The organism is Psychrobacter sp. PAMC 21119, from assembly GCF_000247495.1.
Classification (GTDB): domain Bacteria; phylum Pseudomonadota; class Gammaproteobacteria; order Pseudomonadales; family Moraxellaceae; genus Psychrobacter; species Psychrobacter glaciei.
Genome location: NZ_AHVZ01000011.1, coordinates 115,657 through 137,693, shown reverse-complemented (window position 1 = coordinate 137,693; position 22,037 = coordinate 115,657). Strand labels below are relative to the sequence as shown.

Genomic DNA, 22,037 nt, shown 5'->3' with positions numbered 1-22,037 from the left:
ATATTTCAAATATTCTGTGCAAGGTGGATAAGGTATGTCAGAAGATATCGTCAACAACAATCCAAAAAAAGAGCTGTTGTATGCTTTAGGCGGCGTTGGCTTATTTTTAGCGATTGTATTACTCATTGGTGTCTCAGCATTCTTGCGTCCAGCAGGAGAGCATATTACGGCTGACACGACAGAAAGCTCAGCCGCTGCTCATGAAGCAGAAGCGGTGGCTGCTGAAGATGCCGCGCCAGCTGAGACAGACGCCGCAACCGCAGAAGAAGCGATGGCACCTGCTGCTGCAGATGCAACCGTAACACCAGCGACAGATGCGGATAGTGCGGGCGTCACTGCGGAAGCAGGTACAGCGACCGCCTCTGGCACAGTAAGTCAAGCGGCAGTGGCTGATGCTGATTTGACAGCTGAACAAGCAGATGGTGATCTAGATGCGGGCAATGCCGCTGATAATACGGCAGCAGTACAGTAGTCTGTAACATGGTCGTTTAAATAGCCAAATAGTGACACTCTGCGCTAAAATGAGTGGCATTATGGCGTCTTTATCGGCAGTGATATCAATAGGATAGTACTGCTGTCAAGATTAAAAAGAAAAACTCGTTCTCATCTGATGAGAACGAGTTTTTTTATGGGTATTTGTGTAATTTATAGCCAACTTTTTCTTTACTTGGCCATAACCAAGTGAAACAATATTCCGCCTATAATGACCGTTCATCTAAATAATTGGGGGTTTGGTCATTACTAATATGATCTTTAAAGGAATAAAGTTATGGGCATAGAAACACAATCAGGAGCTAGCGCGGCTGAATTGGAAGCGCTAGACAACGGCTTTATGGGGCATCCCAAGCCATTACGCTCGCTATTTTTTACGGAAATGTGGGAACGTTTTTCTTATTATAGTATCCGTCCTTTATTAGTCCTGTTTATGGTAGCAACGGTAGGCAGTGGTGGCTTTGGTTTTGATGAGGTCACTGCATCTGCTATCTATGGTATTTTTGCTGGTTCATTGTACTTAGCGGCAGTACCGGGCGGTTGGCTAGCAGATAACTGGTTGGGGCAAGAGCGCGCTCTTTGGTGGGGCAGTATTATTATTGCGCTCGGTCATTTATGCATTGCGCTCTCTGCGTTATTTGGCATGACGTTGTTTTTTGTCGGTCTGATGTGCATTGTTCTGGGTTCAGGGTTATTTAAGACTTGTATTTCAGTGATGGTTGGCGCTCTATATACCAAGGGTGATGTACGCCGTGATGGTGGCTTTACCTTGTTCTATATGGGCATCAATATTGGTGCGCTACTAGCGGCACTTATCGTCGGGATCTTTAAAGAAAAAGGCATGTGGCATGTCGGCTTTGGTGTCGGTGGTCTTGGGATGCTGGTGTCGTTACTCATCTACCGCTTTGCGGCGCAAAAAAATCTAACACGCTACGCAAAGGCCAAAGGCATCAGTGCTGAATGGGAACATGCCAACGGTCGTTATAAAAATATCGGTCGCTGGGTTGCAGGGTTTTTAGCATTGTTGGTTGCGGTTATCGTTTTGGTGTCTACGGGTATCATGCCGTTCAATCCTGAGATGGTCGCGCAGTACATGACTTATATCATTGCAGCCGTGGTGATACTGTACTTTGCTATTATGTTTATCTCACCGCGTTTAGATAAGACGGATAAGTTACGTCTATTGATCTGCTTTATCTTAATTATTGGTTCAACGTTATTCTGGTCAAGTTTTGAGCAGCAGCCAACGTCTTTTAACTTATTTGCTGATCGCTATACTGACCTTAATGTCTTAGGATTTGAGGTACCAAGTATTTGGTTCCAGTCATTGAACCCTTTATTTATTCTTATCTTAGCGCCAATCGTCAGTATTATCTGGGTCAAGATGGCTAACCGAGGTCTTGAGCCGAGCAGTATGGCTAAGTTTGCACTTGGTATGTTACTTGCGGCAGCAGGTTTTGCGTTGATGATTTTTGCGTCAAAAAGCATCCTAACCAATGAAGCTGGCTTGGCGTCACCGTTATGGCTGGTAGGTAGTTTATTATTATTGACGTTGGGTGAGTTGGCACTAAGCCCAGTTGGTTTGTCTGCAATGACGAAGCTGGCACCAGAGGGCATGCAAGGCCAAATGATGGGACTTTTCTTTGCCTCTATCGCCATGGGTAACTTGGTTGCCGCTTTCTTTGGTGGTCATGTATCTGCTGATAAAATTGAAGGGTTACCGGCTTTATTTACAACCATGACCATATTTTTGGTGGCTACCGCTGTATTGTTATTGGTATTAGCAAAACCTATCAATAAAATGCTTAAAGATAGCGAGCGTGAGAAACAGCTAGCCAAGCAATAAGGTATAGTTAATCCACTATAAAACCGCTACAGTGTCAACCTCGCTAACCATACGAATGTATAGCTTGCACTCGGTTTCCTTGTATCGATATTATTTTGGGTTAACTATAGGCTGATGTACATTTGTGAATAATAACAGCACAAGTGACGTATGATGAGACGTGTTACCATTATCGGTAGCACGTTTTTATTATTCTATTAAACCAGTTGTTTTCTATATTTAACTGATACATGAAACCATTCTAATCACCCAAATAAGACGGCTATCCATAGTCGCCTCACAGTAGTGTTTTTTCAACTCTAATTTCTCCAAAATCAATTGCTCTACCTCTAATAAGGACACATCTAATGAATAAACAAATCATTCATGACCGTATCGACAGCTTACGTAAAAGCCTAGCGACGCAGGATCTCACTGCGATCATCGTACCCTCTGCTGACCCGCATTTATCTGAATATTTACCAGAATACTGGCAATCACGTTTATGGCTATCAGGATTTACCGGTTCAGTCGGTACGCTCGTTGTGACTGCTGATTTTGCCGGATTATGGACGGATAGTCGCTATTGGGTACACGCCGCTGATCAGTTGGAAGGCACGGGTATCACTTTAGAGAAGCTTGCTCCAGGTCAGCCAAATCATATCGATTGGCTAGCAGATCATTTACAAGAAGGCGATAGTGTCGCCGTCGATGGCAATGTGCTGTCTATCGCGGAACAAGATCGACTGCTAAATGCATTTGATGTCAATGACATTACTTTGATCACTGAGCGTGACGTGTTGACAGAAATCTGGTCAGATCGTCCAGCGCTACCCGCTGCCAATTTGTATCAACATGACGCGCAGTTTGTGGCACAGTCTGCTACCTCAAAACTTGCTGCTGTACGTGCAGGTATGGCAGAGGCAGGAGCGACGCATCATTTACTCTCAAGTTTAGATGACATCGCATGGTTGACCAACTTACGTGGTGCTGATGTTGACTATAACCCTGTGTTTTTATCACACATGCTCATCAGTGAAAATGACGCGACGTTGTTTGTCGATAACAATAAAGTCAGTGCTGATATCGCCACAGCCCTAAAAGATAGTGGCATTACGATTGCTGATTATGATGCGGTACAACAAGCATTGAGTACGCTTACGCCAGAAGATTTATTGTTATTAGATCCAAGTAAGGTTGCAGTCGGTACGCTATCGAAGATGGCAGACGATGTTGGCTTTATTGAGAAAATGGCGCCAAGTACATTACTCAAATCTGTTAAATCTGATGCTGATATCGATCACGTGCGTGAAGCCATGCGTCAAGATGGTGCTGCCTTAGCTGAGTTTTTTGCGACATTTGAGCAGCGCTTAGCAAACGGTGAGCGTTTAAGTGAGCTAGATGTTGATAGCATGCTAATCGAAGTACGTAGTCAGCAGCCATACTATGTATCACCAAGCTTTCCAACGATTGCAGGTTTTAATGAAAACGGTGCGTTGCCACATTACCGCGCAACTCCTGAGAAGTTCAGCTACCTTGATGTGGCCGAGGGCGAGGGCGGATTATTACTGATTGACTCAGGTGCGCAATATCAAAACGGCACGACTGATATCACTCGTGTGGTCGGTATCGGACAAGTAAGCTCTGAGCATAAAAGTGACTTTACCACCGTGCTCAAAGCCCATATTGCATTGGCAAAAGCGCATTTCCCTGATGGTATCGCCTCACCATTAATTGATGCCATTTGCCGTGCGCCATTATGGCAAGCACAGATGGACTATGGTCATGGTACTGGTCATGGCGTTGGTTACTTCTTAAACGTCCATGAAGGCCCACAAGTCATTGCTTATAGCGCCAGCACGCCAAAAGAGCGTGCGATGAAAGTCGGTATGATTTCGAGCAATGAGCCAGGTCTATACCGTGAAGGAAAATGGGGCATTCGCATAGAAAACCTAATGGTTAATACACCAGTGGCAAGCCCTACCGAGACAGAGTTTGGTAAATTCTTAAACTTTGAAACTGTTACTTACTGCCCGATTGATACGCGTTTGATCGAGTCGTCATTGTTGAATCAAGTAGAGATTGATTGGCTCAACGACTATCACAGCCAAGTTTATGCGGAGCTAAAAGACCGTGTCGATGGCGCAGCACTTGAGTGGCTGACCGAGCGTACTCAGGCTATCTAAAGTAAAAGCCTATATCTGCGCATTTAAAATAAAAAAATCCCCGTAAATTTTACGGGGATTTTTTTCTAAACAGCATCATTTAGTTTTCTTATGACTTTTTACTAATCTCTAATTTATCCTGCTCACTTAAATGCTGAGTGACCTCTGCACGTAGCCAAGATTTTAGGTTTTCAGACATGAGCATCATCTGATCGCTTAGGTAGTCATCAATCTGCATTTCCAACTCGCGGATTAATTCTTGATGCGTCGCGCTCAGTTTTGCGTCTTTTAATGCTAACTTGATGGCAGTACTGGCTGTATCATTAATGGCTTTAATAGCGTTATCGTTTTTAACACTGCTATCATTATTGCTCGTATTATCTTCAGCAGTGTTTGCATGTTCGTTGATGGTTTTATGGTTCGCCGTAGGATTTTCAGTAGCCACACTTTGGGTATTATTTTTTTCAGAGTTATCAGTGGCACTACTATTAACGTTTGCTTTGTCCGCAATATTTGTCTCGATCGCTGCTACTGACTTGTCATCATTGCGCTTATCAGCAGCTAGCATCGCATTCTTTTCTTGTTCTTTTTGCGCGGCTTCTGCTTCTTCGCGCAGTTTGGCCTCTTCTTTTAATTTAGCTTCTTCTTGGAGCTTGGCATCCGCTGCTGCTTTTACTTTTTCTTCTTCTTCGAGACGTTCTTTTTCAGCAGTGGCGCGTGCTTGTTCTTGTTTTTCCGTGATCGCTTTGGCAATGGCTTGCTCAGCTTCGTGGTTTTCATAGAGCTCATCGATATGAGCGTCTAAATCATGGGTTTGAAATTCAAAGCTCTCAAAGGGTGTATCGCTTTGCAATAAAGTGGTGATATCTTTTAGTTCTTGGGTGATTGCTGCGCGTATAGGCTCAGGCGCACACGTCCAGCGCTGATAAAACTGATGGGAAAATGAGTAGCTTGACATGGTATCTTCCATAAATGTTCCAAAAATTACCCCTTATCATACGCAAGTACGATAAGGGGCTGCAAGTGGACAAACGTAGCAAATCTGACACCAAGGTTACAACAACGCGTGTTGTATGCTTTTATGCTCTAGTCATTGCTAGGCCAACGTGCAAAGACTAATGAGCCATTGGTGCCACCAAAGCCAAAGCTATTCGAGACAGCGTACTGTAGATTTTCGACTTTACGTGATTGATTAGCGACATAATCGAGGTTACAGTTGTCTTCCACATTATCCAAGTTAATGGTTGGTGGTACGTGTTGATGCTGTAGGGAAAGCACTGTAAATATGGCTTCGACACCACCAGCGGCACCCAGCAAGTGACCAGTCATTGACTTGGTTGAGCTGACTAGAATACTGTCTTTTACTGGGGCGAATACGGTTTCAATGGCGATTGATTCAGCGACATCACCAGCAGGCGTGCTGGTACCATGAGCATTAACATAACCAACACTCGATGGCTCAATACCAGCATCGTGCAAGGCATTTCTCATTGCGCGTGCGGCACCATTGCCATCTTCTGGTGGTGCAGTAATGTGACCTGCATCATCACTCATACCGAAACCCACCAATTCAGCCAGTATGGTCGCGCCGCGTGCCTTGGCATGAGCCAAACTTTCGAGCACGACCATACCAGAGCCATCACCGAGTACAAAACCATCGCGAGCTTTATCAAATGGACGCGAGGCTTTGGTTGGTTCATCATTGCGAGTCGAGAGTGCATGCATAGCACCAAACCCTGATATGCCAAGCGGGCTTGAGCCTTTTTCACTCCCACCGGCCAGCATCACATCGGCATCACCATAAGCAATCAGGCGTGCTGCAAGTCCGATCGCGTGAGTGGCTGTTGTACAGGCAGTCGATGTTGCGAGGTTGGGGCCTTTTAAGGTGTGCTTAATCGCCACCAATCCAGCCGCCATATTTATAATAGAGCCTGGAATAATAAACGGCGAAACTTTCAGCGCGCCTTTTTCACGCAGGGTATCGCGGCTGTTTTCAATGGTTTGAATACCGCCAATCCCTGAGCCTAAAATAATACCAAAACGCTCTTGGTCAACGCCTTGTACAGGCGCATCAGCCGCGCTTATTTGGTCGATAAAGCCCGCGTTCTGTAGTGCCATGCTAGAGGCAGCGATACCATAATGAATAAATTCATCATAGCGACGTGCGTCTTTGGCATTCATATATTGTTTGGCATCAAAGTCTTTGACCACACCCGCGATTTTCGCACGATATTCGGCAGCATCAAAATGGGTAATCGGTGCGATACCACTCTCGCCATTGAGCAGTTTCTTCCACGAGCTATCAACGTCTAGACCCAGTGGTGTAATGGCACCCATGCCAGTGATCACCACGCGCAACTCATCAGAGCGCTCGTAGTGAGGTGGTTTATGGCGCGGTTTGTGCGCCGAGGTTGCGCTAACCTGATCGGCTTGTGAGGTGGTTGAATTGCTGTGTTGGCTCATGCGATATATCCTGTACTTACGGTCCTAAGAGGATGTTGTTTCGGAAGTCATTATAAAACACATAGGTGCACGTATGTAAACTAAAATTAATGGACTAGGCAAAGCACACTTGACCCAGCACCACGTTTTTACTTGCACCTGTCACTGCTGGCAAATTACCTGTTTCACCCATCAATGTCTGTCTCGCTAGCCATGCAAAAGCAACAGCTTCTACCCATGTTGGATCTAATCCTAAGCTCGCAGTGGTTTCTACCGTGCAATGCGGGAGATGTGCCTGCAAACGCGTCATCAAGTAGTCATTTAAGGCACCACCACCGCAGACGTATACCGAAGTGTTTTTATTAGCGTCGATAAATTTATTAATTTGCGCACTCGCACTGATGGCTGTCAGTTCAGTGAGTGTGGCTTGTACATCTGCTGATGAATAACGAATGACCGCAGATGCCTGTTCGAGTTCTTGTAGCTCGTCTTGCAGCCATGCCAAATTAAAGTCTTCACGGCCCGTACTTTTAGGATAAGGTTTTGCAAAAAATGGATGTTCTAACAGTTGGTTGAGTAATGGCTCAATGACTTGACCGGACTGCGCCCATGCACCACCCGCATCATAACCTTTATCCGTATGCAATGCGGTCCACGCGTCCAATAATAAATTGGCAGGACCCGTGTCGTAACCCACAACAACATTACCTAGAACATCGTCTGGTTGATTTGATGAGTTATCAGAAGTCGCTGGCAAGACGGTGACATTAGCAATACCGCCCAAGTTTAATAACACGCGAGTACTATCAGGTGTGGCAAACAACGCTTGATGAAAGGCTGGAACCAGTGGTGCACCTTGACCACCGACTGCCATATCACGGCGTCGAAAATCGCTAACCACGCTGATACCTGTATGCTCAGCGATGATATTGGCATCGAGCAACTGCAAGCTAAACCCCATCTGCGGACGATGGCGTACAGTCTGACCATGACAGCCAATGGCTAGCACCAACTCTACATCGGTATCGGCTTGCGTTAATAACGTATTGACCACCTCACTCGCAAACTCACCATACTCGCGGCTTGCCCAGCCGAACCAGTCAAGCTCGCTGTTTGGTTCGTCAGCCGTGGGTGTTAATGTCTGAACACCATTGGGCTGACATAATGCTAATAATACTTCACGCAGTCGCGGTGGGAAGTCTTGGCTATAAGAAGCTAACAAGCGCATGGGCTGCTGCGTTTCTTCTTCATTACTAATATCTATACTGAATTGACAAAGAACGGCATCCATACCGTCCAAACTGGTGCCCGACATCATGCCGATATATAAGCCATCATCGAAGTTTTCAAACACTGTTTGCTCAAGTGCCTCAGTAAGTGTGGCATAATTTAAATCGTCAATATTTTCCAAGCTATTATCCAAATCACTGTCCATCTCTAAATCTGGATGAGTATTGTGAAGAGTATCAGCAGTCGATGCGGGGTTGGTCATGGTAATTTACCTTAAAAAACGCTAGTATATCCGTCAAATTCTAACATCTTTTGACAGCGACGAGATTCTAAATCGCTCAAACGTTTAACCCTTAATAAAGACAATAAAGAGATCATCATGACCACGCAAACTTACACCCTAGAAGAACAACTTGCCCTTATCCAACGAGGTACTCAAGAAATCCTATCTGAAGAGGATTTAGTGGCGAAGCTTAAGCTAAACCGTCCATTGCGTATCAAGGCGGGCTTTGATCCCACCGCACCTGACCTGCATTTAGGTCATACCGTGCTAATCAATAAGCTCAAGCATTTTCAAGATTTGGGTCATGAGATTTATTTCTTAATCGGTGATTATACGGCCAAAATTGGTGATCCTTCTGGCAAAAACAGCACGCGTCCGCCATTGACTGATGAGCAAATCAAAGCCAATGCCACGACCTATGCTGAGCAAGTATTTAAAATTTTGGACAAAGAAAAAACCCGTGTGGTCTTTAACTCTGAGTGGTTCAATGACATGAGCGCCGCTGATATGATTCAGCTTGCCAGTCAGCAAACGGTTTCGCGTATGCTTGAGCGTGATGATTTCTCTAAACGCTATGCCTCACAGACCCCAATCTCTATCCATGAGTTTTTGTATCCGCTCGTGCAAGGCTATGATTCTATCGCGCTAAAAGCGGATGTTGAGCTTGGCGGTACCGATCAGACCTTTAACCTATTGATGGGTCGTACGTTGCAAGGCCGCTATGGTCAAGAGCAGCAAGTATGTATAACCGTACCAATTTTGGAAGGGTTAGACGGCGTTAATAAAATGTCTAAGTCCTTAAACAACTACGTGGCCATTTATGATGCACCGGGCACCATGTACCAAAAAATCTTATCTATGCCAGATACGCTAATTCGCCGTTATTTTGAATTTTTAAGCTTTAAACCAATGGATGAAGTCGAAGGTTTATTGGCAGAAATGGAAAATGGTCGCAATCCACAAGAAATCAAACGTATTTTAGCCGAAGAGTTAATCGAGCGTTTCCATGATGCTGATGCCGCTGCCAATGCGCACAAATCAGTAGGCAATGTGTTGGCTGATGGCGAATTGCCAATCGATTTGCCAGAAGTAACGTTAGAGTTAGAAGGGCAGGATGCACTGTTTATTACTCAAGTACTCAACCAATCTGGGCTTGCTAAAAACAGCTCATCTGCTAAAGATATGGTAAAACGTGGTGTGGTAAAAGTAGATGGCGATGTGGTTGATGGTGGATTTAGTCTAACGTCTGGTCAGACAGTCGTTATCCAAGCAGGCAAAAAGGCTTATGCGAAAGTGACGGTTGCCTAAGTGGCTGTTGCTTAAGTGACGGTTGCTTAAGAGACCATTGCTTAAGTGACTACTGCCTAAACTAATAGTGGCTTAAGGAAAAAGAAATGCTAGATTTACCGACATTATCAAGTAACGGTATTACCCTTAAGCCACTGATGCTCAGTCATGCGACTGACTTAGCTGAAGCTTGCCAAGATGGTGAGCTATGGAAAATAAACGAGACGTCGGTACCTGAGCCAGACAAGGTCATCGACTATATCAATGCCGCAGATTCAATGTCTGACAGACAGGCTTTTGTGGTCATCAATGAATCAAATGGTAAGGTGATTGGTACAACGAGTTTTCATGATATTTTACCAACCAGCAAACGCTTAGAGATTGGCTATACTTGGTATGCTAAGTCGTATTGGCGAACGCATGTTAATACGACTTGTAAGCTTATGCTGCTAACCTATATATTTGAAACCTTGAAGTATCAAACCGTAGGTTGGCGTACAGATATTGACAATGATCGCTCACAACAAGCCATTGAGCGCTTAGGTGCTAAAAAAGATGGCGTGATTCGAGGCAATCGTGTACGCCGTGATGGCATTATTTCAGATACAGTCATGTATAGTATGGTCAGTTCTGAATGGTCACAGATAAAGCCCAATCTAGCAGGAAAATTACAAAGCGTTTATTAATCCTTTAATTATCAATATGAATGAGCTATTTATGTCTCAAAAAAATAAATCCATTGTCGCCCAAGGTATCTACCGCCATTATAAAGGCAGCCTTTACCAAGTGTTGCATACCGCTCAACATTCAGAAACCGAAGAATCACTAGTCGTGTACCGCTGTTTATACGGTGAGTATGGCGTTTGGGTAAGACCGTTAGCCATGTTTGCGGAAACCGTTGAAGTCGATGGCAAAGTAATACCACGCTTTGAGCTTATTAAATCATTAGCGGATTAATGAATCAACTTCGTTAAAATCCATTGCCCAAAAAAATCCATTGTCCAAATAAAAGGCGACCCGTTAAGGTCGCCTTTTTTATGTCTGTTAAATAATCATTAGCTGTTCAAAAACGCAATCAATGTGTCATTAAATTCTTTCGCATGGGTCACATTGATACCGTGTGGACCACTTTCGACAATATGCAACTGACTGTCGGCAATCATATCGTGCGAGCGTTGACCGCTAGCCTCGAATGGGACGATTTGATCAGCATTGCCATGAATGACTAAGGTTGGCACATCGAATTTTTTCAGATCATCACGGAAGTCGGTATAAGCAAAGGATTTAACGCAATCATAAGTCGCTTTCGCTGAAGCAAACGAGGCGATATCGCGATTATATAAGCGCATTGGTTTGCTGACTAATAGCTTACCATCTGCTGGCGTAAAGAAATTCTTGGTAAAGTCGTTCAAGAAGGCAATACGATCGCCGCTGACTCCGTCTAGGAATTCTTGGATATCTGCTTCTGCTAACGCACCATCAGGATTGTCATCAGCTTTAAACAGATAAGGCGGAACGGCAGAGGCGAGTACCGCTTTGCTGATACGCTCGGAACCAAATGTTCCCAGATAGCGAGCGACTTCACCGCCACCCATAGAGAAGCCAACGATAGTAGCATCTGTCAAATCCAGCTCATCCATCAAGGCTTTTAGATCTTGTGCCAATGTATCGTAGTCATAGCCATTCCATGGTTTAGAGGATTGACCAAAGCCACGTCTATCATAGGCTATCACTTGATAGCCTGCTTCGACCAGTGCAGGAAGTTGTGCCTCCCAAGCGCGTCCACTCAGCGGCCAGCCATGGATTAATACTACAGGTTTGCCAGTACCTTGGACTTCGTAATATAGGTCGACAGATTGTTCATCTTGCTGTGCAACGTTAACGTAAGGCATAAGTTTTTCCTTTTAGAATTATTATTAAAAAGTATTTTATTTTAACGTTAATGCGCTTACACAGCTAACGTCAGGTTTTTAGTATAAAAGGTGGATAGAGCGATTACTATGACGGGTTGTACAGTGACAGTGTCGATTATAGAGTGGTTCTGTGACATCACAGTAAGTTGCACTGAGCTAGCGATTCTGCAAAAAATCTTTTAACACTTTATAAAATCTAATCGGCTCATCCAAAGGAATGGCATGACCTGCACGTGGCAAAATAACTTCAGTAGCGTTAGGCAGCATGTGGGTCACTTTCTGCTGCCATTTGGCGTCATAAAGCTTAGAGCGACCACCGATGAGATTGACCACAGGAATAGTCACTTTATCTATGGCACCGCGAAAATCGTAAGGTAAGATCAAATAGGCTTGCAAGCAGCGCATTTTTTGATGCCAAATGCCGTGGTCGTAAAGCGCGAGTGTGTGGTCGTTTTTATGAGTCATCGCTTGTATAAAAGCTTTTGAACGCGTGCGATTGACGGATAACAAAGAAAACAGCCTTTCGACATCGGTTGCACGGCGCTTGAGCGCAAAAGGCAGATGGGCAAAGCTATTAGAGTCCGCATAAGGTAAGGTCAGATCGATTACTTCTTGAAAGATATCGAACACTTCTTGCTGCCGCGTGCCAAATAGACCCCCTTGCCAATCGTCTTGATTATGAATCGCTGGATTTTGATCAATATTAAGATAGCGACTGACCCTTGATGCGCCAAAACGCTCAAAATAAGACCACATGACTTGCGCGCCCATCGAAATAGCCGCCACTGGCAAAGCCTCTATTTGACGCCATTCACAAATTTTCTCAATCACAGCGTTGGCATCATCCGCATATTGACGGACAAAATCAAACTGTTCCATCGTGAGAGCTTTTGCAGCGCCAAAACCACGCAGATGCGGCAAATAAAATGTATATTTACCTGTCAATGCTAAGATAAAAGGCAAGAACTCGCGTGCGTCCATACCATAAGCATGCAGCATTAGCACTGGCGTGCCTTGACCAATGACTGAAACCGGCAGAGACGTACCGTCAGTAGCAGTAACCGTCAGCGTTTTCAAATGATAACGCGACTGGTAGCGATTGGGCAACGTCATTAAATTGGTCATCATAGCGTCGTATTTCCGTCATATATATTGTAATTAATTAGGGCATGTTGAACATTCATCATAAAATATTTTTATCTTATCGATGAGAGCTTGTTATAGTAAAATCTGTGCTAATAAAACTTGTATTAATCAAACACAGCTAAGCTGACCATAGCATAAAATGTATAGACAGTAAGTGACGCTTGTGATTAACAGCCATTATCCTAAACTTGAAATAAAAGAATAAAAGGGCGATGCTTATGAGCACACCGACACTAGCGTCACTGGATCGCAGCCTTTACCCACAAGTTTGGGAGCAGCAGATATTTAATGATGCGCACAGCTTATTGATAGCGATGTTAACGGGCAACATTAAGACAGATGCCAAGGCTTTTTCCGATGCTTTCACTAGGCAATTACTGGCCAATGATACTTATCAACAGTGGATTAACTTTACGGTATTTGGCAGTTATTTGCAGCGTCACTTCATTGCTTTTTACCGGCAGACAGAAGACAGCTTTAATACAGATATGCCAGCGTTGTTTCGCCGAGAGCTCATACGTCATGCTCAGTATTTACCGCTTGCGCAAACGTTGTTTTTGGCAGGAGATATGCCCAAAATCGCTCGTTTCGATAAGCTATTAACCACTACTGTGAATCCTGCCACAGCAGTCTTTAACGCACAGCAAGCCCATAAAAAATCTGCTATGAATCGTTCAGTAGCAGTTATTAATCAGATAACCGTCGTCGGCAGGCAAGTGATGGGATTTCCCATACGTCATAATAGGCGTACTAGTGAGCGCACGCGCAATGAAGTATTGATTTTAGATTTTCAGGAGTTGCGCTTGGTCAATGAGCTAACTATTGAAGACATAAAAAAAAGCAACATAGATGAGACTATGTTGCTTCGATATTACGAATTACGTTAATGAGCCAAACGCTCGGCTAAACGTTCAAGAATCTTTCTTAGCAATCGTCAACCCGTTATAAGTTTGCGCAACTGGCATCACTTCCAAGCGATTGACATTGATGTGAGCCGGCGATTCAATCAGCCACAATAAGATGTCGCCGATATCCTCACCCGTCATGGTTTTAAAGCCATCATAAACCTTGGCGGCTTTATCATCATCGCCATGATAGCGGACGTTTGAAAACTCAGTGCCTGCGACATTACCCGGTTCAAGATTGGTCACGCGCACTTGGGTACCGATTAAATCCGCGCGCAGATTTAGACTGAATTGCTTGACGAATGCTTTGGTCGCGCCATAGACGTTCCCACCAAAGTACGGCCAACTGCCAGCAATCGAGCCGACATTGATAATATAACCGCTATCGCGCGCGACCATCGCTGGCAAGACCGCGTGAGTCAGCGCCATGAGACCTTTTATATTGGTATCAGTCATACGCATCCAGTCATCAAGGCTGCTACTTTGGGCAGGCTCAGTACCGAGTGCCAATCCCGCATTATTAACGAGCACATCGATTTGCCTAAAACCATCCGGCAATTCAGCAATGATTTGTGGAATAGAAGCCGTATCGCTCACATCCATCACCACAGGTAAGAATGATTCGCCCAATGTATCTGCTAGAGCGTTCAGCTTATCAAGGCGTCTAGCACAACCAATCACACGATGACCATTAGCGATCAGACGCTCTGCCAGCGCTTTACCAAAACCGGCGCTTGCTCCTGTAATCAATACGTTCATTATCTATCCTTATCGTTGATGCTGTGTTTGTATCCTGATTTTTAAGACGACTGTTTGTCTTAGCGTATATGTTTTGATTTACTTGCATTAACCATAATTGTCGCAACTACGGTTACTTATTTATCAGGCAGTTACTTATTAGCTAACTGTTTACCAAATATCTTATCACCTGCATCGCCAAGACCTGGAATAATATAACCGTGTTCATCCAAATGACTGTCTAATGCAGCGGTATAAATGGTTACGTCGGGATGTGCTTCATTGACCACACGCACGCCTTCAGGTGCGGCAACCAATACCAACGCTTTGATATTGGTGCAGCCATTTTTCTTTAGCATCTCGATGGTCGCAACCATTGAGCCACCAGTGGCTAGCATTGGATCAATGATCAGGGCAGGGCGTTTGTCCATGTGGCTGACGAATTTTTCAAAGAAAGGTACTGGCTGTAAGGTTTCTTCATCACGCTGTAAACCAACCACAGAAATCTTAGCAGTAGGAATCAAATCGAGCACACCGTCCAACATGCCAATACCTGCACGTAAAATCGGTACAATCGTTGCTGTTTTACCGATAATTTGCTCACCAGTGATTTCACCACACCAGCCTTTCATTGGGAACGTTTCAATCTCAAAATCGCGGCTCGCTTCATACGCCATCAAGCGTGCAAGCTCTTTGGTCAACGTACGAAACTTATAAGTACTACAGTCTTTTTCGCGCATTAAACTGAGTTTATGACGGACTAGTGGATGATCGATTACCGTAATTTCTAAACCGCTATTTAAGTCGCTCATAAATACTCTCTTGGTTTTGGTCTGATGCTTGCGCAGTCACTGCGTTTGCTATTAGTATAAAAGATACAAACACTTACTACACTTCAACCCTATAGGTAACACAGTAATCATAAGCTTAGCGTTTCCATAATCGCAATCAAAGCAAAGATGGTTTAAGCCAATTAACTTATCATTTGCCTATCTAAGCCGACTATATACTATGGTTAAATACGAAGTAGTGTTTAGGCCTGCTATGATACCAAAAAAACTGCTTTTCTGATGAAGAATCTTATGAACAATCAACCAGCGAACACTGAAGATGTAATGAATAATGCCAATAGTGCTAGCGCCTTATCCACAACGAAGGCTGTAGAAATAGAAACCCATCCGTTCGCTCCTGTGTTACCGCCAGATGCCACCGTGATGATGATGGGCACCTTTCCTCCGACTGCCGATAAATGGGCAATGAGTTTTCACTATCCGAACTTTTATAATGATATGTGGCGTATCTATGGTCGCGTATTTTTTGATGATGCAGATTATTTTAGAGTAGGGGACGAGAAGCGCTTTGATCCTGAGCGTATCCGCGACTTTATGTTTGAGCGTGGTATCGCTTCTTGCCCCACAGTAAAACAAGCGATTCGTGAAACCGGTAATGCGTCAGATAAAAATTTAACGGTTGTGACCACTGTCGACCTAGATAATATTTTGCCACAAGTGCCAAAGGTTCATACGTTGTTTACCACAGGTGGTAAGGCAACTGAAGTACTGCTTAACTTATTGGCCGAACCACCAGCCAAGTCCAAATATCCTAAGACCAATCAAAATATGGATTATCCCTATCAATGGCAAAACGATAACAATCAAAAAGTGAATGTAAATAATCTTACCTTATATAGGTTGCCTTCAACCTCACGTGCCTATCCTTTAGCCTTAGATAAAAAAGTCGCGGCCTATAAAGACTTCTTTAAAAAGATAGGTAAGCTATAAAAGCATCATATATAGAAGAATTCTATATAGAAGCTCCGACTAAATTTAAGGAAAAGAGTTATTCTTGATAAAGGCAAAACTATTTTTAGCCCTAACCAACTGATAAATAGATGGTATTAATTATAAAATTAGATAGTCCCCAAAATAGCAGACAAACCCCTTGACCCAGTCTTAAAACCCCGTATAATGCGCCCTAGTTGAAAGGGAAGGCTGTTTAGAATGAGTGATGAGACATTTACTTCAAACTAAATAGAAATTACCTCTTGACACAGAATTTAAAGCGTCTATAATACGCCCTCATCAAGACGAGCTGGAAGTAACTAGTGTGTAGATTACACATTAATAACCCAGTTAACCTGATGAAACAAATTATAAAACAGCTTGACAATTCAAATCATTATGATAAGATAGTCGGCTCGCTAGATAGCTTAACCCGCAAGGGATTAAGTCTAAACAGCAAGAGAGTTACCCAATATATCAGTTACTGGACGACAGTGATTGAGCACTATTTAAAAGCATAACTAAAGAACAACTTGTGTGGATTTTTGCTGATTCAGAATGCTAAAAAATAAAGTTGGTTTTAGCTCCTTTTCGGAGTTCATTCTAACTATAAAAATTATCATTTAAGACAGTAAAAAAACTCAAAGTTAATTCATTACGAACATAATTTTTAGCGATTTTGCCAGATTAGATGAGCCAAGTTTAGTAGCCTCTTTAAAGGGTTACATAGCAAGATTAAACTGAAGAGTTTGATCATGGCTCAGATTGAACGCTGGCGGCAGGCTTAACACATGCAAGTCGAGCGGAAACGATGATAGCTTGCTATCAGGCGTCGAGCGGCGGACGGGTGAGTAATACTTAGGAATCTACCTAGTAGTGGGGGATAGCACGGGGAAACTCGTATTAATACCGCATACGACCTACGGGAGAAAGGGGGCAGTTTACTGCTCTCGCTATTAGATGAGCCTAAGTCGGATTAGCTAGATGGTGGGGTAAAGGCCTACCATGGCGACGATCTGTAGCTGGTCTGAGAGGATGATCAGCCACACCGGGACTGAGACACGGCCCGGACTCCTACGGGAGGCAGCAGTGGGGAATATTGGACAATGGGGGAAACCCTGATCCAGCCATGCCGCGTGTGTGAAGAAGGCCTTTTGGTTGTAAAGCACTTTAAGCAGTGAAGAAGACTCCTCGGTTAATACCCGTGGACGATGACATTAGCTGCAGAATAAGCACCGGCTAACTCTGTGCCAGCAGCCGCGGTAATACAGAGGGTGCAAGCGTTAATCGGAATTACTGGGCGTAAAGGGAGCGTAGGTGGCTCGATAAGTCAGATGTGAAATCCCCGGGCTCAACCTGGGAACTGCATCTGATACTGTTGAGCTAGAGTATGTGAGAGGAAGGTAGAATTCCAGGTGTAGCGGTGAAATGCGTAGAGATCTGGAGGAATACCGATGGCGAAGGCAGCCTTCTGGCATAATACTGACACTGAGGCTCGAAAGCGTGGGTAGCAAACAGGATTAGATACCCTGGTAGTCCACGCCGTAAACGATGTCTACTAGTCGTTGGGTCCCTTGAGGACTTAGTGACGCAGCTAACGCAATAAGTAGACCGCCTGGGGAGTACGGCCGCAAGGTTAAAACTCAAATGAATTGACGGGGGCCCGCACAAGCGGTGGAGCATGTGGTTTAATTCGATGCAACGCGAAGAACCTTACCTGGTCTTGACATATCTAGAATCCTGCAGAGATGCGGGAGTGCCTTCGGGAATTAGAATACAGGTGCTGCATGGCTGTCGTCAGCTCGTGTCGTGAGATGGTTGGGTTAACGTCCGCACGAGCGCAACCCTTGTCCTTAGTTACCAGCGGGTTAAGCCGGGAACTCGTAAGGATACTGCCAGTGACAAACTGGAGGGAGGCGGGGACGACGTCAAGTCATCATGGCCCTTACGACCAGGGCTACACACGTGCTACAATGGTAGGTACAGAGGGCAGCTACACAGCGATGTGATGCGAATCTCAAAAAGCCTATCGTAGTCCAGATTGGAGTCTGCAACTCGACTCCATGAAGTAGGAATCGCTAGTAATCGCGGATCAGAATGCCGCGGTGAATACGTTCCCGGGCCTTGTACACACCGCCCGTCACACCATGGGAGTTGATTGCACCAGAAGTGGATAGCTTAACCTTCGGGGAGGCGTTCACCACGGTGTGGTTGATGACTGGGGTGAAGTCGTAACAAGGTAGCCGTAGGGGAACCTGCGGCTGGATCACCTCCTTATAGATGGCATTCGGTCAGCAAGAATTCACAACAAGTTGTTCTTTAGTTTAGCTAGTATTTATTATTAGCGCTTTGCCTTTACAGGCAGACACAGGCCTGTAGCTCAGCTGGTTAGAGCACCGTGTTGATAACGCGGGGGTCGGCAGTTCAAGTCTGCCCAGGCCTACCATTTATTTACGGGGCCATAGCTCAGTTGGTAGAGCGCCTGCCTTGCACGCAGGAGGTCAACGGTTCGACTCCGTTTGGCTCCACCATAATAAATACGATAGTAGATATATTAAACGAGCATAAACAGAAACAAATAATTCAGATATTACATCATACGATTATTTCTTTCTGTTTTATACAGAACTTATGACTCGACGAGAGCGTAAGAACTATTTAAAAACATAGATATGAGTCTGGGTTAGGAACACGTGTTCACGCGTTGTTTCTAACCTTAATAACTCACTACTTAACGACATCAGTTGTTATCCCAGTAGTGAGTTATTAAAAAAGTAAAGAGAACTGAATCAAGCGTATAAAATTAGCTGATATCGTTATCATAATTAGACTTTATGACACTTTGAAGTTAAAACTTATTTATAAGTTAAGACTACTTGGGGTTGTATGGTCAAGTAATGAAGCGCACATGGTGGATGCCTTGGCAGTCAGAGGCGATGAAAGACGTGACAGCCTGCGATAAGCTTCGGGGAGGCGGCAATATCCTGTGATCCGGAGATTTCTGAATGGGGAAACCCACTTACCATAAGGTAGGTATCTCGTACTTGTACGAGAAGCGAACGAGGGGAAGTGAAACATCTCAGTACCCTTAGGAATAGACATCAAATGAGATTCCCCAAGTAGCGGCGAGCGAACGGGGAGAAGCCGATTAGTGCTAATGTAGAAGACAGCGTGGGAAAGCTGACCGTAGTAGGTGATAGTCCTGTATTCGAAACATTAGCGTTAACATATTAAGTAGAGCGGGGCACGAGAAATCCTGTTTGAAGATGGGGGGACCATCCTCCAAGGCTAAATACTCCTGACTGACCGATAGTGAACCAGTACCGTGAGGGAAAGGCGAAAAGAACCCCTGTGAGGGGAGTGAAATAGAACCTGAAACCGTGTGCGTACAAGCAGTGGGAGCCTTAATTTATTAGGGTGACCGCGTACCTTTTGTATAATGGGTCAGCGACTTATGTTCTGTAGCAAGGTAACCGTTTAGGGGAGCCGTAGGGAAACCGAGTCTTAATAGGGCGTTTAGTTGCAGGGCATAGACCCGAAGCCGAGTGATCTATCCATAAGCAGGTTGAAAGTTGAGTAACATCAACCGGAGGACCGAACCCACTGTCGTTGAAAAGCCAGGGGATGACTTGTGGATAGGGGTGAAAGGCTAATCAAACTCGGTGATAGCTGGTTCTCCCCGAAAGCTATTTAGGTAGCGCCTCGGACGAACACCATTGGGGGTAGAGCACTGTTTCGGCTAGGGGGTCATACCGACTTACCAAACCGATGCAAACTCCGAATACCGATGAGTGATATCCGGGAGACACACAGTGGGTGCTAACGTCCATTGTGGAGAGGGAAACAACCCAGACCGCCAGCTAAGGCCCCAAATTCCTAGTTAAGTGGGAAACGAGGTGGGAAGGCATAGACAGCTAGGAGGTTGGCTTAGAAGCAGCCATCCTTTAAAGAAAGCGTAATAGCTCACTAGTCGAGTCGGCCCGCGCGGAAGATGTAACGGGGCTCAAACTGGGAGCCGAAGCTGCGGATTTGAATTGTTTTCAAGTGGTAGGGGAGCGTTGTGTAAGCCTGTGAAGGTGTGTCGTAAGGCATGCTGGAGGTATCACAAGAGCGAATGCTGACGTGAGTAACGATAATGCGAGTGAAAAGCTCGCACGCCGGAAGATCAAGGGTTCCAGTCCAACGTTAATCGGGGCTGGGTGAGTCGACCCCTAAGGCGAGGCCGAAAGGCGTAGTCGGTGGGAAATCAGTTAATATTCTGATACTTGTTTATAATGCGATGGAGGGACGGAGAAGGTTATGTCAGCCTGGCGTTGGTTGTCCAGGTGAAAGGATGTAGGCTTACAACTTAGGTAAATCCGGGTTGTTATATGGCTGAGATCTGATAGCAAGCTGTACTTGTACAGCGAAGTGGCAAATACCATGCTTCCAGGAAAAGCTTCTAAGCAATAGTTATAAACGAATCGTACCCTAAACCGACACAGGTGATCAGGTAGAGAATACCAAGGCGCTTGAGAGAACTCTGCTGAAGGAACTAGGCAAAATGGTACCGTAACTTCGGGAGAAGGTACGCTGTTGATGGTGATAGGACTTGCTCCTTGAGCTGTTGACAGTCGCAGATACCAGGCTGCTGCAACTGTTTATTAAAAACACAGCACTCTGCAAACACGAAAGTGGACGTATAGGGTGTGATGCCTGCCCGGTGCTGGAAGGTTAATTGATGGGGTTAGCGTAAGCGAAGCTCTTGATCGAAGCCCCAGTAAACGGCGGCCGTAACTATAACGGTCCTAAGGTAGCGAAATTCCTTGTCGGGTAAGTTCCGACCTGCACGAATGGCATAATGATGGCAGCGCTGTCTCCAGCAGAGACTCAGTGAAATCGAAATCGCAGTGAAGATGCTGTGTACCCGCGGCTAGACGGAAAGACCCCGTGAACCTTTACTACAGCTTTACATTGAACTTTGACCTGACTTGTGCAGGATAGGTGGGAGGCTTTGAAGCAGACACGCTAGTGTTTGTGGAGCCAATCTTGAAATACCACCCTGGTCATGTTGGGGTTCTAACTCAGGTATAACAATACCGAGGACAATGTATGGTGGGTAGTTTGACTGGGGCGGTCTCCTCCTAAAGAGTAACGGAGGAGTACGAAGGTGCGCTCAGACCGGTCGGAAATCGGTCGTAGAGTATAAAGGCAAAAGCGCGCTTAACTGCGAGACCCACAAGTCGAGCAGGTACGAAAGTAGGTCTTAGTGATCCGGTGGTTCTGTATGGAAGGGCCATCGCTCAACGGATAAAAGGTACTCTGGGGATAACAGGCTGATACCGCCCAAGAGTTCATATCGACGGCGGTGTTTGGCACCTCGATGTCGGCTCATCTCATCCTAGGGCTGAAGCAGGTCCTAAGGGTATGGCTGTTCGCCATTTAAAGAGGTACGCGAGCTGGGTTTAGAACGTCGTGAGACAGTTCGGTCCCTATCTACCGTGGGCGTTGGAAATTTGAGAGGATCTGCTCCTAGTACGAGAGGACCAGAGTGGACGAACCTCTGGTGTTCGGGTTGTCACGCCAGTGGCATTGCCCGGTAGCTACGTTCGGATGGGATAACCGCTGAAAGCATCTAAGCGGGAAGCCCACCTCAAGATTAGATTTCCCTAAAGAGCCGTTGAAGACTACGACGTTGATAGGCAGGGTGTGGAAGCACAGCGATGTGTGTAGCTAACCTGTACTAATTGCTCGTTTGGCTTGACCATACAACACCCAAGTGGTTTGTATCAAAGCTCTAATTAATCTATCTTGTAAAGCGAAAGCTTTAGAATAAAAGAAAGAATATTTC

Annotated in this window: 15 protein-coding genes, 2 tRNA genes and 2 rRNA genes; 12 read left to right on the top strand and 7 right to left on the bottom strand. The window is 45.0% G+C overall.

The window, feature by feature from the left end; genetic code table 11:
- Positions 1 to 34 precede the first annotated feature (34 nt).
- From RH96_RS04495 to RH96_RS04485, 3 genes are all read left to right on the top strand, one after another.
- On the top strand, positions 35 to 472 hold the full coding sequence (locus tag RH96_RS04495; RefSeq protein ID WP_010197819.1) for a hypothetical protein: 438 nt from the start codon (positions 35 to 37) through the stop codon (positions 470 to 472).
- A gap of 297 nt (positions 473 to 769) precedes the next feature.
- Positions 770 to 2,338: a peptide MFS transporter gene (locus tag RH96_RS04490; RefSeq protein ID WP_010197817.1), complete on the top strand. Its 1,569-nt coding sequence runs from the start codon at positions 770 to 772 to the stop codon at positions 2,336 to 2,338.
- A 347-nt stretch (positions 2,339 to 2,685) separates the two neighbouring features.
- On the top strand, positions 2,686 to 4,503 hold the full coding sequence (locus RH96_RS04485; protein WP_010197814.1) for an aminopeptidase P family protein: 1,818 nt from the start codon (positions 2,686 to 2,688) through the stop codon (positions 4,501 to 4,503).
- Positions 4,504 to 4,591: 88 nt separating this feature from the next.
- On the opposite strand, the gene RH96_RS04480 is transcribed toward RH96_RS04485, so the two are convergent.
- The 3 genes from RH96_RS04480 to RH96_RS04470 all read right to left on the bottom strand — a co-directional run bounded on the left by RH96_RS04480 (position 4,592) and on the right by RH96_RS04470 (position 8,416).
- Positions 4,592 to 5,452: a hypothetical protein gene (locus RH96_RS04480; RefSeq protein WP_010197813.1), complete on the bottom strand. Its 861-nt coding sequence runs from the start codon at positions 5,450 to 5,452 to the stop codon at positions 4,592 to 4,594.
- Between the two features lie 116 nt (positions 5,453 to 5,568).
- On the bottom strand, positions 5,569 to 6,945 hold the full coding sequence (gene fabF / locus RH96_RS04475) for a beta-ketoacyl-ACP synthase II (RefSeq protein WP_010197811.1): 1,377 nt from the start codon (positions 6,943 to 6,945) through the stop codon (positions 5,569 to 5,571).
- Positions 6,946 to 7,039: 94 nt separating this feature from the next.
- Positions 7,040 to 8,416, bottom strand: a complete 1,377-nt coding sequence (locus RH96_RS04470) for an anhydro-N-acetylmuramic acid kinase (RefSeq protein WP_010197809.1) — start codon at positions 8,414 to 8,416, stop codon at positions 7,040 to 7,042.
- Positions 8,417 to 8,533: 117 nt separating this feature from the next.
- Between RH96_RS04470 and tyrS the strand changes: the two genes are divergently transcribed.
- From tyrS to RH96_RS04455, 3 genes are all read left to right on the top strand, one after another.
- Complete coding sequence (gene tyrS / locus RH96_RS04465; RefSeq protein ID WP_010197807.1) at positions 8,534 to 9,745, top strand: tyrosine--tRNA ligase; 1,212 nt, start codon at positions 8,534 to 8,536, stop codon at positions 9,743 to 9,745.
- 86 nt (positions 9,746 to 9,831) lie between these two features.
- Entirely contained in the window at positions 9,832 to 10,410 is a 579-nt protein-coding gene (locus RH96_RS04460) for a GNAT family N-acetyltransferase (RefSeq protein ID WP_010197805.1), read from the top strand.
- A gap of 31 nt (positions 10,411 to 10,441) precedes the next feature.
- Positions 10,442 to 10,681, top strand: a complete 240-nt coding sequence (locus RH96_RS04455) for a DUF1653 domain-containing protein (protein ID WP_010197803.1) — start codon at positions 10,442 to 10,444, stop codon at positions 10,679 to 10,681.
- Between the two features lie 98 nt (positions 10,682 to 10,779).
- Here the strand turns inward: RH96_RS04455 and RH96_RS04450 are convergent, their stop codons facing one another.
- Positions 10,780 to 11,616, bottom strand: coding sequence for an alpha/beta fold hydrolase (locus RH96_RS04450; protein WP_010197801.1), 837 nt, complete (start codon positions 11,614 to 11,616; stop codon positions 10,780 to 10,782).
- A gap of 177 nt (positions 11,617 to 11,793) precedes the next feature.
- The gene (locus RH96_RS04445) at positions 11,794 to 12,765 is read right to left on the bottom strand and encodes an alpha/beta fold hydrolase (RefSeq protein WP_010197800.1); all 972 of its coding nucleotides are present in this window, start codon (positions 12,763 to 12,765) and stop codon (positions 11,794 to 11,796) included.
- Positions 12,766 to 13,001: 236 nt separating this feature from the next.
- Here RH96_RS04445 and RH96_RS04440 point away from each other — a divergent pair, with 236 nt between their 5' ends.
- Positions 13,002 to 13,670 carry a hypothetical protein gene (locus tag RH96_RS04440; protein ID WP_010197798.1) on the top strand — a complete coding sequence of 223 codons (669 nt, stop codon included), beginning with the start codon at positions 13,002 to 13,004 and terminating at the stop codon, positions 13,668 to 13,670.
- Positions 13,671 to 13,694: 24 nt separating this feature from the next.
- Here the strand turns inward: RH96_RS04440 and RH96_RS04435 are convergent, their stop codons facing one another.
- Both RH96_RS04435 and upp read right to left on the bottom strand, forming a co-directional pair.
- Entirely contained in the window at positions 13,695 to 14,447 is a 753-nt protein-coding gene (locus RH96_RS04435) for an SDR family NAD(P)-dependent oxidoreductase (RefSeq protein ID WP_010197796.1), read from the bottom strand.
- A gap of 131 nt (positions 14,448 to 14,578) precedes the next feature.
- Positions 14,579 to 15,238 carry a uracil phosphoribosyltransferase gene (gene upp, locus RH96_RS04430; protein WP_010197794.1) on the bottom strand — a complete coding sequence of 220 codons (660 nt, stop codon included), beginning with the start codon at positions 15,236 to 15,238 and terminating at the stop codon, positions 14,579 to 14,581.
- 303 nt (positions 15,239 to 15,541) lie between these two features.
- On the opposite strand from upp, the gene RH96_RS04425 reads away from it, so the two are divergent.
- From RH96_RS04425 to RH96_RS04405, 5 genes are all read left to right on the top strand, one after another.
- Positions 15,542 to 16,207, top strand: a complete 666-nt coding sequence (locus RH96_RS04425; RefSeq protein WP_051000712.1) for a DNA glycosylase — start codon at positions 15,542 to 15,544, stop codon at positions 16,205 to 16,207.
- Positions 16,208 to 16,944: 737 nt separating this feature from the next.
- Positions 16,945 to 18,484: ribosomal RNA gene (locus tag RH96_RS04420) — 16S ribosomal RNA — on the top strand.
- 92 nt (positions 18,485 to 18,576) lie between these two features.
- Positions 18,577 to 18,653: transfer RNA gene (locus RH96_RS04415), tRNA-Ile, on the top strand.
- A gap of 9 nt (positions 18,654 to 18,662) precedes the next feature.
- Positions 18,663 to 18,738, top strand: a tRNA-Ala gene (locus tag RH96_RS04410).
- Positions 18,739 to 19,095: 357 nt separating this feature from the next.
- Positions 19,096 to 21,954, top strand: a 23S ribosomal RNA gene (locus tag RH96_RS04405).
- Together the 16S and 23S rRNA genes with 2 tRNA genes alongside form the textbook arrangement of a ribosomal RNA operon.
- The last annotated feature ends 83 nt before the right edge of the window (positions 21,955 to 22,037 follow it).